This window comes from Devosia sp. ZB163, assembly GCF_028613635.1.
In the GTDB taxonomy this organism is placed as follows: Bacteria; Pseudomonadota; Alphaproteobacteria; order Rhizobiales; family Devosiaceae; genus Devosia_A.
Genome location: NZ_JAQRMY010000003.1, coordinates 416,784 through 430,720, shown reverse-complemented (window position 1 = coordinate 430,720; position 13,937 = coordinate 416,784). Strand labels below are relative to the sequence as shown.

The 13,937-nt window shown below is 66.5% G+C and carries 13 protein-coding genes; 6 read left to right on the top strand and 7 right to left on the bottom strand.

Going from position 1 to position 13,937, the window contains the following annotated elements; genetic code table 11:
- Positions 1-158: 158 nt before the first annotated feature.
- Complete coding sequence (gene nudC / locus PRN20_RS15985) at positions 159-1,118, top strand: NAD(+) diphosphatase (protein ID WP_273958539.1); 960 nt, start codon at positions 159-161, stop codon at positions 1,116-1,118.
- Positions 1,119-1,296: 178 nt separating this feature from the next.
- Here nudC and PRN20_RS15980 read toward each other — a convergent pair whose 3' ends face one another.
- The 3 genes from PRN20_RS15980 to epmA are packed head-to-tail and all read right to left on the bottom strand — an operon-like array spanning position 1,297 to position 4,210.
- Positions 1,297-2,130 carry a carbohydrate-binding family 9-like protein gene (locus PRN20_RS15980; RefSeq protein ID WP_273958538.1) on the bottom strand — a complete coding sequence of 278 codons (834 nt, stop codon included), beginning with the start codon at positions 2,128-2,130 and terminating at the stop codon, positions 1,297-1,299.
- Positions 2,127-3,194 carry a lysine-2,3-aminomutase-like protein gene (locus PRN20_RS15975; protein WP_273958537.1) on the bottom strand — a complete coding sequence of 356 codons (1,068 nt, stop codon included), beginning with the start codon at positions 3,192-3,194 and terminating at the stop codon, positions 2,127-2,129. The genes PRN20_RS15980 and PRN20_RS15975 overlap by 4 nt, the downstream gene beginning before the upstream one ends.
- Positions 3,191-4,210, bottom strand: a complete 1,020-nt coding sequence (epmA, locus tag PRN20_RS15970) for an EF-P lysine aminoacylase EpmA (RefSeq protein ID WP_443112575.1) — start codon at positions 4,208-4,210, stop codon at positions 3,191-3,193. Before epmA ends, PRN20_RS15975 begins: the two co-directional genes overlap by 4 nt.
- Positions 4,211-4,401: 191 nt before the next feature.
- Between epmA and efp the strand changes: the two genes are divergently transcribed.
- A complete protein-coding gene (gene efp / locus PRN20_RS15965) occupies positions 4,402-4,974 on the top strand; it encodes an elongation factor P (RefSeq protein WP_273958535.1) in 573 nt (190 codons plus the stop codon).
- 196 nt (positions 4,975-5,170) lie between these two features.
- Positions 5,171-6,124: a ring-cleaving dioxygenase gene (locus PRN20_RS15960; protein ID WP_273958534.1), complete on the top strand. Its 954-nt coding sequence runs from the start codon at positions 5,171-5,173 to the stop codon at positions 6,122-6,124.
- Between the two features lie 84 nt (positions 6,125-6,208).
- Here PRN20_RS15960 and PRN20_RS15955 read toward each other — a convergent pair whose 3' ends face one another.
- Both PRN20_RS15955 and PRN20_RS15950 read right to left on the bottom strand, forming a co-directional pair.
- On the bottom strand, positions 6,209-8,374 hold the full coding sequence (locus PRN20_RS15955) for a vWA domain-containing protein (RefSeq protein WP_273958533.1): 2,166 nt from the start codon (positions 8,372-8,374) through the stop codon (positions 6,209-6,211).
- Positions 8,371-8,898 carry an RNA polymerase sigma factor gene (locus tag PRN20_RS15950; RefSeq protein WP_273959037.1) on the bottom strand — a complete coding sequence of 176 codons (528 nt, stop codon included), beginning with the start codon at positions 8,896-8,898 and terminating at the stop codon, positions 8,371-8,373. Before PRN20_RS15950 ends, PRN20_RS15955 begins: the two co-directional genes overlap by 4 nt.
- A gap of 183 nt (positions 8,899-9,081) precedes the next feature.
- On the opposite strand from PRN20_RS15950, the gene PRN20_RS15945 reads away from it, so the two are divergent.
- On the top strand, positions 9,082-9,288 hold the full coding sequence (locus PRN20_RS15945) for a hypothetical protein (protein WP_273958532.1): 207 nt from the start codon (positions 9,082-9,084) through the stop codon (positions 9,286-9,288).
- 2 nt (positions 9,289-9,290) lie between these two features.
- Here PRN20_RS15945 and mnmA read toward each other — a convergent pair whose 3' ends face one another.
- Complete coding sequence (gene mnmA / locus PRN20_RS15940; RefSeq protein WP_273958531.1) at positions 9,291-10,442, bottom strand: tRNA 2-thiouridine(34) synthase MnmA; 1,152 nt, start codon at positions 10,440-10,442, stop codon at positions 9,291-9,293.
- Positions 10,443-10,667: 225 nt separating this feature from the next.
- Between mnmA and PRN20_RS15935 the strand changes: the two genes are divergently transcribed.
- Together PRN20_RS15935 and PRN20_RS15930 are read left to right on the top strand one after the other, a co-directional pair.
- Positions 10,668-12,455 (top strand): flagellar hook-length control protein FliK, encoded by a 1,788-nt coding sequence (locus tag PRN20_RS15935; protein ID WP_273958530.1) that lies wholly within the window; start codon positions 10,668-10,670, stop codon positions 12,453-12,455.
- Positions 12,456-12,541: 86 nt separating this feature from the next.
- Positions 12,542-13,231: a flagellar hook assembly protein FlgD gene (locus tag PRN20_RS15930; RefSeq protein ID WP_273958529.1), complete on the top strand. Its 690-nt coding sequence runs from the start codon at positions 12,542-12,544 to the stop codon at positions 13,229-13,231.
- A gap of 68 nt (positions 13,232-13,299) precedes the next feature.
- On the opposite strand, the gene PRN20_RS15925 is transcribed toward PRN20_RS15930, so the two are convergent.
- Positions 13,300-13,851 (bottom strand): pyridoxamine 5'-phosphate oxidase family protein, encoded by a 552-nt coding sequence (locus PRN20_RS15925; protein WP_273958528.1) that lies wholly within the window; start codon positions 13,849-13,851, stop codon positions 13,300-13,302.
- Positions 13,852-13,937 lie beyond the last annotated feature (86 nt).

Below are 13,937 nucleotides of genomic sequence, written 5' to 3'. Positions count from 1 at the left end.
TCGGGCAGGCGATCCTACAATCTCCCCCCGCCCGGATGCTCGATGACCCGCCGACGGCGGCATCAGCACGGGTATGAAGTGGAATTTCTGACACGGCACCCGCTTGCGGCTCGCCCCGCATCCCCCTACACCCTCCCGACCATCTGGAGGGGCGGGTCGTGGACTACTCATTTGCATTCAAGCCGGGCGAGCTCGATCGCGTCGCGCACCTGCGCACCACCACCGAGGCGCGTGATGACGCCCGGGCCCGTACGCTGGTGCTCTGGCGCGGCAAGCTCCTCGCCGATGCCGATGGCCGCCCCGCCGCCGTGCCGCTCGATCACCCCGCCCTCTCCGATAGCCGCGAAGCGCCGCTCTTCGTCGGCCTGACCCCCGACGGCCCACGCTTTGCGGCCGACCTGCCGCTCTGGTCGCCGCCCGAGGACGCCACCACCATCGGTCAGTTCATCGACCAGACCCAGCAGATCCACCCCGGCTTCCCGGACATGAAGTTCATGGAGATCCGCGGCCTGATGCCGACGCTGACGCGGCTGGAGGGCGAGACCGTCGCCACCGGTCGCGCACTGATCAGCTGGCACTCCACCCACCGCTTCTGCGCCAATTGCGGCGCGCCGAGTGGCGTCGAGAGCAGCGGCTGGGTCCGCAAGTGCCCGCAATGCGGCACCCAGCATTTCCCCCGCACCGACCCCGTGGTGATCATGGCCATCACCCGCGGCGACCTGCTGCTGCTCGGCCGCAGCCCGAGCTGGCCCGAGCGCATGTATTCGCTGCTCGCCGGCTTCGTCGAACCGGGCGAGACCATCGAGGCCGCCGTCCGCCGCGAGACGCTGGAGGAGAGCGCCATCAAGGTCGGCCCGGTGCGCTATGTCTCCTCGCAGCCCTGGCCGTTCCCGATGTCGCTGATGTTCGGCTGCCAGGGCGATGCCTTGAGTGAAGCCATCACCATCGATCCGGTCGAACTCTCCGACGCCCGCTGGGTCAGCCGTGCCGAAGTGCTCGATATCCTCGCTGGCACCCACCCCGATATCAACCGCCCCCGCCCCGGCGCCATCGCCGGCGCCCTGATCGAAGCCTGGGCCCACGGCAAGCTGCTCGACCCGAACTATTGGGGGAACTGAGCGGCGTCAGGGGATAACCGGAGCACACCACGCCACCGGATGTCATCCCAGCGAAAGCTGGGACCCAACTCCCAGCCCGCACCAGCGGATAGATGGGTCCGAGCTTTCGCTGGGATGACATCGAGTGGGTTGCCGAGCGCTGCTCCCGACATATCCACCGACGTAGACGTGTGCGGCCCTACCCCTCCCCGCCGACCACCTTCGTCGAAAAATGCACATGCGGGAACAGCTCGGGCACGTGCGAATCCCACACCCCGTGCGCGCTCCACGCCCAGCCGCCGGAATCCTCGGCGGGCTTTGCCCCGCGATAGGTGTTGAAGCGCGAGAAATCCATCCGCCAGGTGTCGCCGTCGCGCGGCGGCAGCGCCCGTCCGTCGGTCGCAAGCCACCCCATGCTGGCCCACGGAATGGCGATCTCGGCCGTCCAGCCGCGGTCGCGGTCGGCATTGTCGTTGATCGTCCCGTCTACGGCAGCGGCAGCCCGCAGCCCCGGCATATCCCAGTTGAACAGCCCCAGCCGCGGCCCGCGCGGGTGCTTGTCGAACCCCACCCCGTTCCACGGCTTTGCCCCCGGCGCCGTTCGTGAAAACTCCGGCGCCTTGCTGAAGCCGGCCCGCTCGTAGGCGTCTTCCCACACGAACAGGGCCTCGTAGATCGTCCCCAGCGCATTGAGCTCGAGCTCGTAATAGGCGTCGGCGCCCGCGACGAATACCTCGATGTCGTTCTCGCTCCAGATCAGCGAGTCCCGCTCGGTCAGCTTCGCCTCGACGAACGGCTCCTCCACCCAGAACCCGACATAGAGATGGGTGTCGTCCCACAGCACCGCAGCCCGCGTGTCGTGCACCGTCGGCTTGCCGGTGATCAGGTCGACAAACCGCGGCGAACGCGGCGCCAGCCCCCAGGCTGCCTCGTCGAGCCTGCCGTCGATCGCCGGCGGCTCGGGCACCCGATAGGCCGTGTAGTGTGCGATGCTGTCCTCGGGCCACGGGAATGGCCAGCGTTTGTCGCTCATGGCGCCTCGTTGCTCCCGGCCGGTGGATACTGGTGCACCCCGCCCTGCCAGTCCGACACTGCGTAGGTCCCCTCACCGGTCGCCTCGGCATTGCTCGCAGCGATCGGCGCCTTGCCGTAGCCACCCGGGATATCGAGCACATAGGTCGGCTGGCACAGCCCCGACACCCGCCCACGCAGCGCCGCGACCAGCGCCTGCCCTTCGGCGATCGAGAGCCGGAAATGCGCCGTCCCCGGAGCCAGATCGGGATGGTGCAGGTAGTAGGGCTTCACCCGCGCCTCGACGAACCCGCGCATCAGCGCCGCGAGCACATCGGCATCGTCGTTGATGCCACGCAGCAGCACCGACTGGCTCAGCAGCACGACGCCCGCATCCGCCAGCCGCCCGCAGGCAGCGCGGGCCGCCTCCGTGAGCTCACGCGGGTGGTTGGCGTGGAGCGCGAGGTACGTCGTCTTGCCGCTCGCCTTCAGCGCCGCGATCAGCTTGTCGTCCACCCGCTCCGGCTCGACCACCGGCACACGCGTGTGGAAGCGCACGATCTTCACATGCGGGATATGCGCGAGCCGCGCCATCATCTCGGCAAGCCGCCGCGCCGACAGCACCAGGGGATCGCCGCCCGTGAGGATCACTTCCCAGATCTCGGGATGCGTCTCGATGTAGCCGATAGCCCTGTCCATCGCCTCCGGCGACAGCGTCCCGAGCCCCTCCGGCCCCACCATCTCGCGCCGGAAACAGAAGCGGCAATACACCGGGCAAACATGCACTGCTTTGAGCAGAACTCTGTCGGGATAACGGTGGACGATACCCTCAACCGGCGAGTGAGTCTGATCCCCGATCGGGTCCGCCCGCTCCTCCGGCGTCGTCGCCAGCTCAGCCAGGTCCGGCACGAACTGCCGCGCAATCGGATCAGCCGGATCCTCCCGATCGATCAGCCCCGCCACCGTCGGCGTGATGGCAATGGCATACTGCTTGGCTACCGCCTCGGCATCATCAAGCCGCCCGGCATCCAGCAGCCCCGCTGACACCAGCTCCTTGGCCGTCCGTATCGCGCGATCCTGCTTCATCTGTCGCCTCCGACCACCGGCACCCACAGCACGTCTTCTATCCGCCGTGCGCCGACCGCCAGCATTACCAGCCGGTCAAACCCGAGTGCCACACCACTGGTGTCATCCATCAGCGGCAGCGCTGCCAGCAACTCTTCATCGATCGGATAACGCTCGCCATAAAGCCGCTGTTTCTCGTTCATCTCATCGGCAAACCGCCGCCGCTGCTCGGGCGCATCCGTGAGTTCGCCGAACCCGTTCGCCAGTTCCACCCCGCACGCATAGAGCTCGAACCGCTCCGCCAGCCGCCGGTCGCCCGCCGTGCGACGAGCAAGTGCGGCCTCCGCCGCCGGATACCTATCCAGCACCGTCACCCGCCCAAGCCCCAGATTTGGCTCGACTTTTTCCACTAGCACGCGGCTGAACAGGTACGACCAGGTGTACTCCCGCGGCACCTCCAGCCCCACCCGCCGCATCTCGGCAGCCAGAGCCTCCGCGTCGGTCACCCCATCCGCATCCATCGTCGCGAACAGGTCGATCCCCGCAAACCGTTGAAATGCCTCGACAACTCCCAGCCGCTCCGGCTCCGCAAACGGATCGCACTCCCGCCCCCGGAACCGCAGCGCCGTCACCCCGGCCGTCTCCGCCGCGATCCGCAGCAGCGCCACGCAGTCGGCGATCACCGCGTCATACGGCTCCCCCGCCCGATACCACTCCAGCATCGTGAACTCGGGATGGTGCAGCGCACTCCGCTCCCGATTCCGCCAGACATGCCCGAGGCTCGCGATCCGCCGCTCCCCCGCCGCCAGGAGCTTCTTCATCGAGAATTCCGGCGAGGTATGGAGATAGAGCGTCTCACCCACCCCGTCATTGCCGATGGCCGTCGTGGCAAAGGCATGGAGGTGGGTTTCGTTGCCCGGGCTGCGCTGCAATCCCGGCGGATCGACCATCAGAAAATCCCGTTCGGCCAGGTACTTGCGTACCGCCAGTTCGATCCGGTTGCGCGCCAGCAGCACCGGGCGCCGGTCGGCATGCACCGAGGGCGTCCACCACGGGGAGACCGGCGGGACTGATGAGGGAGCGGGCAAGGCGCGTCTTTCGGCTCGGGACTGGCGGTTTTCGCGGAATTAGGGTATCGGCGGCACCGATACATCAGATTAGCGCGTTCGGCCCGGCCTTTTGCTGCCGCTCTCTAGGCCCTCGCCAACCGTTGAACAAGGAAGAACTAATGGTCAAGGTCATCGCCTCGTCGCTGCGCAAGGGCAACGTTGTGGAGCACGACGACGGCAAGCTCTACATCGTGCTGGTCGCCGAAAATATCCATCCCGGCAAGGGCAACTCGGTGACCAAGGTCGACATGCGCCGCATCTCGGATGGCGTGAAAGTCGCCGCCAGCTGGCGTACGGTCGAGATGGTCGAGAAGGCCGACGTCGACGAGCGCGCCTACCAGTTCCTCTACCACGACGGCGAAGGCTTCCACTTCATGGAGCCCACCACCTACGAGCAGATCGCCGTACGGGACGACGTCATCGGCGACCAGGCCGCCTATCTCGTCGACGGTATGGAAGTCTACATCCGTACCTTCGAAGGCGTCGCCCTGTCGATCGAACTGCCCCAGCGCGTCACCCTCGAGATCGTCGATACCGAGCCGGTGGTGAAGGGCCAGACCGCCTCTTCCTCGTTTAAGCCCGCGACGCTCAACAACGGCGTCAAGACCATGGTCCCGCCGCACATCGGTGTCGGCACCCGCGTCGTCGTGATGACCGAAGACGGCAGCTACGTCGAGCGCGCCAAGGACTGATCGGTCCTGCAAAAGCGGTCCGATACGGACCCAGTGAATACCGGATGGGGCACTCGAGGTGCCCCATTTTCGTTTGTGCCTCCCATTGGAACGACGATTGTTCACTCTGCGTTGACGGCGCGTCATGCTCCGCGGGGCTCTGTTCCGCCGCCCGTGGCGACTAAGTATGGGCAACGATCAACCCAGGGAGGTCACGATGACCCTCGAGCTCACCGGCATCCACCACCTCACCGCCATCACGGCGCAGGCGCAGCGCAATGTCGATTTCTACACCCGTACCCTGGGCCTACGGCTCATCAAGAAGACGGTGAACCAGGACGACGTCAGCGCCTATCACCTGTTCTATGGCGACGCGGTCGCCTCCCCGGGCGCTGACCTGACCTTCTTCGATTGGCCCGCAGCCCCGGCCAAGCGCGGCAATCACGAGGTCTCCCGCACTGGCCTGCGCGTCCGCTCCGAATCCGATCTCCAGTGGTGGAAGGAGCATTTGGCCGAGCAGGACATCGCGTCGGGCAACATCAAGGAACGTGCCGGCCACCTGTCGCTCGACTTCGAGGACTTCGAAGGCCAGCGCTTCCGCCTCGTTGCCGACCCCAAGGCAGCCGACGGCCATCCCTGGGACCAGAGCCCCATCCCCGCCCAACGCCAGATTCTTGGCCTCGGCCCTATCACCCTGGCTGTCCCCGACCTGCGCCGCACCGAGCCGGTGCTGACCCGCGTCATGAACATGCGCGAGGTCCGCTCCTACCCGGCGCGTGAGAAGAGCGGCGAGATCCACGTCTTCGAAATGGGCCCCGGTGGCGCACCGTCCGAGCTTCATGTCGAGGTGAACCCCGACCTGCCGATGGCCCGCCAGGGCGCCGGCGGCGTCCACCATGTCGCCTTCCGCACCCCCAACAAGGGCGAATTCGACGAGTGGGTGAAGCGCACTGCCGAGTTCGGCATCCGCAGTTCCGGCGAGGTCGAGCGCTTCTACTTCAAGTCGCTCTACTTCCGCGAGCCGAACGGGATCCTGTTCGAGATCGCCACGGACGGCCCAGGCTTCACCGCCGACGAGCCCCTCGAGACCCTGGGCGAACGTCTCGCGCTCCCGCCCTTCCTCGAAGGTCGTCGGACCGAAATCGAGGCAGGCCTGAAGCCGTTGGCCTAGTCATCCATGCACCGCCACAACTGCGAAGTTGTGGCGGTGCGACCTCGCTGCTCACAAACCACCCTGGCTGACGGCCAACGCTTGTTACTGCCGGTCATCCGGCGCGAGGACCTTGGCCATGTCCACCAACTGCATGAACTCGGCCCGGTAGCCCTTTTCGTCGGCACCGCGAGCACCCTGGGCAAGGGTGCGGATGTCGTTCCAGCTCATCTCGCCATAGTTCGAGCCCTTGAGCTTCTGCCCGAAGGCGGCGACCGCGGCGGCGAAGCGGTAGTCGTCCGAGACCTGGCCGAGGTCAGTCACCGCGAGGTCCCGGCCGATCGGCTGCTCGACCAGCGTTGAGCTGTCACCCTCGGGCAACTTGTAGCGTAGCTTGAGATAGCCGATCTCGCCTGTACTGGCGGGCACGGCCGCGGCACCGGCCGTTCCACCCTGTTCGTAGCGCAGCGGGTCACTGAACTCGGCGCCCGAGCCGACTGGGGTGATCTCGTAGAGCGCGGTGACCGTAGTCCCGGCCCCGATCTCGCCGGCATCGACCTTGTCGTTGTTGAAGTCCTCGCGGTTCAGCGCCCGTGTTTCGTAGCCGATCAGCCGGTACTCGCTGACCACCGCCGGGTTGAACTCGACCTGGATCTTCACGTCCTTGGCAATGGTTTCGAGCGTGCCACCGGCATCCTCGACCAGCACCTTCTGCGCTTCCTTGAAGCTGTCGATGTAACTGGCATTGCCGTTACCGTTCTGCGCCAGCGCCTGCATCGTGTCGTCGCCCAGGTTCCCCTGGCCGAAGCCGAGCACCGACAGGAACACGCCGGTGTCGCGCTTGCCCTTGATGAAGGTCTTGAGGTCTTCCGGATCGTCGATGCCGACATTGAAATCGCCGTCGGTCGCGAGGATCACCCGGTTGACGCCGCCGGACACCTTGCTCTGCTCGGCCAGCCGATACGCGAGCTCGATCCCCTCCGCGCCCGCAGTCGAGCCGCCCGCCGATAGGTTCTCGAGCGCCCCAAGGATCTTGGCCTTCTCGCTGCCCTTGGTCGGCTCCAGCACCACGCCGGCCGAGCCGGCATAGGCAACGATCGAGATCGTGTCGTTGGCGCCGAGCTGCTCGACCAGGAGAGCAAACGCCCGCTTCAGCAGCGGCAGCTTGTCCGGCTCGTCCATCGACCCAGAGGTGTCGATCAGGAACACGAGGTTCGACGCCTTGTCTTCGGTGACCGGCGGGACGTAGCCCTTGATGCCGATCTGGACGATCTGCGTCTTGCCGTTCCACGGCGTCGGATACACCGAGAATGTCGGCTTGAACGGCGCCGCAGCGTCGGTCGGCAGCGGGTAGTTGTAGTCGAAGTAGTTAATCAGCTCCTCGAGCCGCACCGTATCGGGCTCCGGCACCCAGCCCTCGGTCAGCGAGCGCCGCACATAGCCGTAGGAGGCCGTGTCGACGTCGATCGAGAAGGTTGAGACCGGATCGGTCTTCACCACCTTGACCGGCGACTCCGTGAACCCGGTGAACGCGTCGCCGCTCGGCTCAGTGGGCAGGACCACGATCCTTTCCTGCCTCGTCATCGGAGCTGGGGTCGAGGCGAACGACTCGACCTGCAACACGCCGGGCGCGGCCATCTGCTTGGGAGCTGCCATCCGCATCTCGGCCATCGGCGCCGGCGCCACCATTGGCGGTGAAGCATCCATGGCCATGCTGCTCTGCGGTGCAGCTTCGTCGCGCAGCGCAAGGTCGGCCTCGCCTTCCGGCATGGCTGCCGCAAGGTTTGAAGTGCTGGCATCGGCCCCGACAGCTGCCGGAACTTCCTGCGCAGCGGTCGCGGCAGCCGCGTTGCCGGCCGCTTCTTTCTTCAGCTCGTCGGCACGACCGATTTCCAACGGCGCCGGCTCGGGCTGTGCCACCGGCCTGTCCGCGTCAGTGGTGCTGACCACCACCGGCGGCACGCCCATGGGCGTGATCGCCGTCGACGTGTAGAGCTGGTAGCCGAGCGGCAGAAGCAGCAGTGCAACGGCCGCAGTGCCGAGGCCGTAGGAGAGGCGGTTGTCCATGGTCCAGATCCCTTTCGCATTGGCGAGAATGGACCTGAGACGTTCGATCAACGGATTTCCTTGGGCAGGATTCCTGGTCTTCTCCTGCTCGGCATCGAACGCGAGCATTGCCGCATCGAGCGCACGGCGTCGCGCCGCCTCGGATGGGCCGGGCGTCGGCGCGCCGCGCAGGGAATTGAGCTTGTCGTTCATGTGGTTGCTCATAGGAGCCCCCTCAGCGTCTTCCTGGCCTCGTGGACGTGCCACGAAACGGTTGCCTCCTTGCAGCCCATGACCGCGCCGGCCTCGGCGTGGCTCATCCCCTCGGAGTAGATCAGCAGCACCGCGTCGCGCTGTTGCTCGGGCAGGCGGCGGACCGCCTCCCACAGTTCGCGGCTTGCGGCGGCATCTTCCTGCTCGGGCAGGTATTCGTCCGGCGCCACCTCGGCATAGCGGTCGAGGCGACGCCCGTGCCTGGTACGCGCCCGCTGCATGTCGCGCACCGCATTGAGCGTGATGCGGTAGAGCCAGCTGGTGAACGCCGAGCGACCATCGAAGCTCCGCAGCGTCGAGGCAAGCTTGATGCAGACCTCCTGCGCCACGTCCTCGGCGTCCGACACCTTGCCGCACCATTTGCAGGCGGTGCGGAAGACGAAGTCGTAGTGCCGCTCGATCAGTTCGCCAAAGGCAACGCGATCGCCGCCAACCGCGCGAGCGATCAGCGCCTCGTCGGCGGTTGGGGCATCCATCACCCCGGTGTCGATGAACTCAGACGTCAAGGATCTCAGCACCTTCAGGAGCTTTCGCGCGGCACTCTAGAAGTGAGACGATGAACGCCAGCTGATCCTTGGGTTGGCGGTGCACTTTTTCGCGAAGGCCCCGCGACAACCCTCCGCCTTGCACCGGGCCCGCGCAAGGCGTACCCCACCGCCATGAGCGAAGACGCGAACAAGCCTCAGAGCCCCTGGAAGCTCAACTCGAGCCGCGTCGTGCTGCTGGTTCTTGGCGGATTGCTCGTGGTTTACTTCATCTCCGCCCTGTTCGGTGGTCTCACGAACTACCAGGAGCTGAAGGAGGCTACGCAGGCCGCCAAGGCCGGGACAGAGGCACCGGCCGAGCCGGCGCCGGCCGGGAACTGAGGCTACGCCACCAGCGCCCTTGGCACGGCTTCGGCGATGAAGCCGCCGCCCAGGACCTCGGTCGTGTCCGTTGGATCGGCATAGAACACGCAGGCTTGGCCTGGTGAAATTCCATATTCGCCCGCGAACAAAGTCACGAAAACCTGCCCATCTTCCATGTGCACGGCGCCGGCCTGCGGCGGCCGGGTCGAACGGACCTTCACTTCGACCGGCATGCCGTTGCCCGAGGCAAGCGACTCCAGCGCGCGATCGCCGAGCCAGTTCACGTCCCGGAGGCGCACCGTCCTGGTCATGAGCGCTTCGCGCGGGCCGACGATGACCCGGCCCGTGCGGTGGTCGAGCTTGACCACGTAGAGCGGCTCGCCCGCGGCGACGCCGAGACCCTTACGCTGGCCGATCGTGTAGTTGATGATCCCGTCATGCTGCCCGAGCACGCGCCCGTCGAGATGGACGATCTCGCCCTTCTCGAGCGCCTCGGGGTGCATCTTGCGGATCACGTCCGTGTACTTGCCCTGCGGCACGAAGCAGATGTCCTGGCTGTCGTGCTTTTCGGCGACCTCGAGCCCGAACTCGCGGGCGAGTTCGCGTACCGCCGGCTTGGTCATGCCACCGAGCGGGAAGCGCAGGAAGTCGAGCTGATCCTGCGTCGTGGCGAAGAGGAAATAGCTCTGGTCGCGGCTGTCATCGACCGGCCGGAACAGCCGGCGGCGGCCGTCGACGAGCTTGCTCTGCACATAGTGACCGGTCGCCAGCACGTCGGCGCCGAGGTCCTTGGCGACTTCCATCAGGTCGACGAACTTGACGCTCTGGTTGCACGCGATGCACGGCACCGGCGTCTCGCCCTGCCGGTAGGCGTTGGCGAACGGCTTCATCACCGAGTTCTTGAAGCGCTCTTCGTAGTCGAGCACGTAGTGCGGGATATCAAGCGCCTGCGCCACCCGCCGCGCGTCATGGATATCCTGCCCGGCGCAGCACGCGCCCTTGCGGTGCGTCGCTTCGCCGTGGTCGTAAAGCTGGAGGGTGACGCCCACGACATCGTAGCCCTGGCGGGCCAGCAGCCCGGCGACTACGGAGCTATCGACGCCCCCCGACATCGCGACGACGACGCGCGTGTCCTCGGGACGCTTGGGCAGATCAAGCGAATTCAGGTCCATATCTCTCATCCAGAAGGGTTCAAGGTCCGACGGATGCGGCGCGGTATAAGAGGGAACGGCCGCGGGAGCAAGCGACAGGCTGCTGGGCACATTTTGCCGCCCCGCGCAGGCTTTGCCGATCCGGTCGGCGCTGATCCAGCTTTAACCGATTGAAATACATAACTCTTCCATCCGGCACGCGCCTTGCATTGCTCTGGCTGGAGCATTGTGTCCCGCGAGGCGTTCGTGACGGTTACGGTCGGATTTGCACCTGCGACTACTCCCGGTCTGGTTACCGGAGGGACGACGGCTGCCGCCGATGAGGGGGCATCCGAGGGTCTCTTCGCAGCGCTCCTCGCCATGCTCGCTCCCGGCCAGACGCCGGACGAGGCCGCAACCGACAAGATCACCTCGGTCGAGTTCGGCGCATTGATCCAGACCCTTGCAGCGGAAGCCACCTCCCCTGCCAAGGAACCCGAGAAGGACGGCCAGCCGGACGAGGTCGATGATGCCGAGAACTCGGCAGAAGCATCGACGGCCGTCGGCACCCAGCTCAAGGACCTGCAGAAGACGCAGGGCAAGTCGCTGCTCAAGGACCTCGGGGACGCTCTCGTTGCGCTGAGCGATGCGGTCGAGTCCGGCCAGCCCGTCGACCCGGCGCTGGAGAAAAAGCTCAACGAGGCGATGGACGCCCTCGCCATCTACCTCGGCACCGTCAGCCCGCCGCCCAGCGTCGACCCGCGCATCAGCGCGCTCGCGAGCGGCGAGGGCGTGCTGCCGAGTGTAACGGAAGCCCCGCCGCCCGCACCGGCACCGCCGACCGCTGCTTCGCCAACCACTGATCGGCCAGAGGCCGCCGCGACTGCGCCCCAGCCGGCGCCGCCTGCGCCAGCCGCCGATCTGCCCGAGATACCCGCCGAGTTCGCCAGGCTCGTGGCCGGTGTCGATCCGGCCGCTGCCGAGGAACCCCCGGGCACCGCCGCTGCGCCGGCGCCGGCCAAGGGTGCGACGACGCTCGATGAGGCGCCGCCGGCCCTGCGTCAGATGGGGCTCTACATCGGCAAGCTCAGCGAAAAGCTGGCTGCCCAGGACCCCGAGCTCGCCAAGAAGCTCGACGCGCTGGCCGAGACGCTGAAGTCGGGCACCCTGCCAGACGAACTCGTAACCGCCCTCGGGCTCGATGATGCCGGAGCCGAGCCTGAGCTCGGGCGGATCCTCGAGGCCCTCGCTGCGCCGAAGCCCACCGCCACCAAGACGGTGGAAGCCAAGACCTTTGCTGCGCCGTCGCTCGAACTGCCCCAGGCCGTCATTGCCCCGGCGAAAAAGGATGAGCCGGTTGCCGCCGCTCCCGCCGTGTCGGATCCGGCGCCCAAGCTCGAAGCCACCGAGCCCGAGATCGCCCGCCCCGTCGCGGCGTCGACCACGGCCCGACCGGAGAAGCCGGACACGGCCGAAGCCAAGCCCGCCCCGGCGCCCGCTCAGGCTTCGACACCGCAGTCGACTGCCGCAGATGCTTCGAGCACCGCCGCCCAGCCGACCCAGCCCGCCGCGGTGCAAGCCGCCCGTACTGTCCATGCCGCCTACCAGACGCCGCTCCAGCAGGTGAACCTGCCGCAGGTGGCCTTCGAGGTCGTGCGCCAGTTCGAGGCCGGCAACTCGCGGTTCCAGATCAGGCTCGATCCGCCCGATCTTGGCCGTATCGACGTGAAGCTCGAGGTCGACAAGTCCGGCACGGTCAACGCGCGCATGACAGTCGAACGCCCCGAAACGCTCGATCTCATGCAGCGCGACCAGCGCGCCCTGCAGCAGGCCCTGCAGCAGGCGGGCCTCGATGCCAGCAAGACCAACCTCGAGTTCTCGCTGCGCCAGAACCCCTTCGCCGGCCAGGGTGGCATGGGCGAGGGCCAAGGCCAGCAGCCGGGCTTTGCCGGCAACGGCTCCGGCCTGGGCGGCGAAGAGCCCCTGGCATCCGAGATCGCTACATCCACCTACCGCGGCACGGCTTCGGCCGGCGGCGTCAACCTGTTCGTCTAGGGCGTGCTGCCCTAGCTTTTTGCTTGTCGCGGGATCGAACCGGAAAAGTCTGCAACTTTTCCTGATCCCGCCCAGAGGAGACAAAGATGGCCGTTTCCGGAGTCGGTTCCCCTGGCGGTAGCGCCGCCTCGACGAGCCGCCAGACCATCGCGCAGAACTTCGACACGTTCCTGCAACTGCTCACCACGCAGCTCAGGAACCAGAACCCGCTCGATCCGCTCGATACCAACCAGTTCACCCAGCAGCTGGTGCAGTTCACCGGCGTCGAGCAGCAGCTCAAGACGAACGAATTCCTCGAGGCCATGATGACCTCGACCCAGACCGCCAACAACTCGCAGGCCGTGAGCTACGTCGGCAAGATCGTCACCGCGTCCGGCACGAAGGCCGAGCTGGTGGACGGCAAGGCGACCTGGCACTTCGCCGTCGACAGCAAGGCCGACATCGTCGCCACGGTGAAGGATGCCAAGGGCAACGTCGTCTACACCAAGACCGGCACGGTGAATAAGGGCGAGAGCGTCTTCACCTGGGACGGCATCGGCAATGACGGCAAGGAGAAGCCCGACGGCAGCTATACTGTCAGCATCGAGGCGCGCGACACCGCGACCGGCAAGCTGGTCGGCGTCGCCACCGAGATGACCGGCGAAGTCACCGGCATCGATTTTACGGGATCCGAACCGGTGCTCATCGTCGGCGGCGCCCGCATCAACATGTCGGCCATCCTTTCGGTACGCGCCAAGACGGCGGCGGACGACAAACCGGCCGAGACGCCGGCCTAGCCCGTTCTCGGTCGCTGGTCAGTTTCTCCAGAAGGAGAAGAACCTCCCAGAAGGGAGGAGACCGGCCCCTACTCCCCGAACCCCGTCGGCAGCCCATCCTGGCTGACCATGTTCTTTTCGGCCCAGTAGTCGACGATCCCCTGCGGCCCCTTGGCCTCGGCCCAGCGATCCATGGTGTCACGCTCCCCGACATAGTCCATCAGCGGCACACCGTAGCCGCATGAGGTCTTCACCAGGTCGAAGTCGAGCCAGGTGATCTGCCGTGCGCCGAGCGGCTCGGTGCCGGCGAACTGCTCGGCCAGCAGGCGCGCATATTCTTCGCCACCCCGCGGGATAATCCGCCCGCGTCCGTAGAGCCTCAGGATCAGCGGCGGCCCGTCAACGGCACAGAACATGATCGTCATCCGACCGTCCGCCTTGAGGTGCGCCGCGGTCTCGTTGCCGCTCCCGGTGCGATCGAGGTAGCAGGCCGAATTGTCGCCCATGACCCGAAACAGGTCAGTCGAGCGCGGCGAGATATTGATGCGCGCGCCCGCCGCCGCCGTCGCGGTGAAGAAGAAATGCTGGCGGCCGATGAAGTCGCGGTGGTGCGCGTTCAGCGCGGGAAAGTCCTTGGCCATGCAGAGCCCCTTTCAACAGTCGACTGGCACCCCGACCCGTCACATTCGATACAACTTGCGACCAAATCTTGCGCAGGAACTACCTC

Excerpts from the sequence above, each read along its gene's own strand:
- PRN20_RS15980 (WP_273958538.1), bottom strand. The coding sequence starts at position 2,130 with ATGAGCGACAAACGCTGGCCATTCCCGTGGCCCGAGGACAGCATCGCA.
- PRN20_RS15975 (WP_273958537.1), bottom strand. The coding sequence starts at position 3,194 with ATGAAGCAGGATCGCGCGATACGGACGGCCAAGGAGCTGGTGTCAGCG.
- efp (WP_273958535.1), top strand. The coding sequence starts at position 4,402 with ATGGTCAAGGTCATCGCCTCGTCGCTGCGCAAGGGCAACGTTGTGGAG.
- PRN20_RS15960 (WP_273958534.1), top strand. The coding sequence starts at position 5,171 with ATGACCCTCGAGCTCACCGGCATCCACCACCTCACCGCCATCACGGCG.
- PRN20_RS15955 (WP_273958533.1), bottom strand. The coding sequence starts at position 8,374 with ATGAGCAACCACATGAACGACAAGCTCAATTCCCTGCGCGGCGCGCCG.
- PRN20_RS15950 (WP_273959037.1), bottom strand. The coding sequence starts at position 8,898 with ATGGATGCCCCAACCGCCGACGAGGCGCTGATCGCTCGCGCGGTTGGC.
- PRN20_RS15945 (WP_273958532.1), top strand. The coding sequence starts at position 9,082 with ATGAGCGAAGACGCGAACAAGCCTCAGAGCCCCTGGAAGCTCAACTCG.
- mnmA (WP_273958531.1), bottom strand. The coding sequence starts at position 10,442 with ATGGACCTGAATTCGCTTGATCTGCCCAAGCGTCCCGAGGACACGCGC.
- PRN20_RS15930 (WP_273958529.1), top strand. The coding sequence starts at position 12,542 with ATGGCCGTTTCCGGAGTCGGTTCCCCTGGCGGTAGCGCCGCCTCGACG.
- PRN20_RS15925 (WP_273958528.1), bottom strand. The coding sequence starts at position 13,851 with ATGGCCAAGGACTTTCCCGCGCTGAACGCGCACCACCGCGACTTCATC.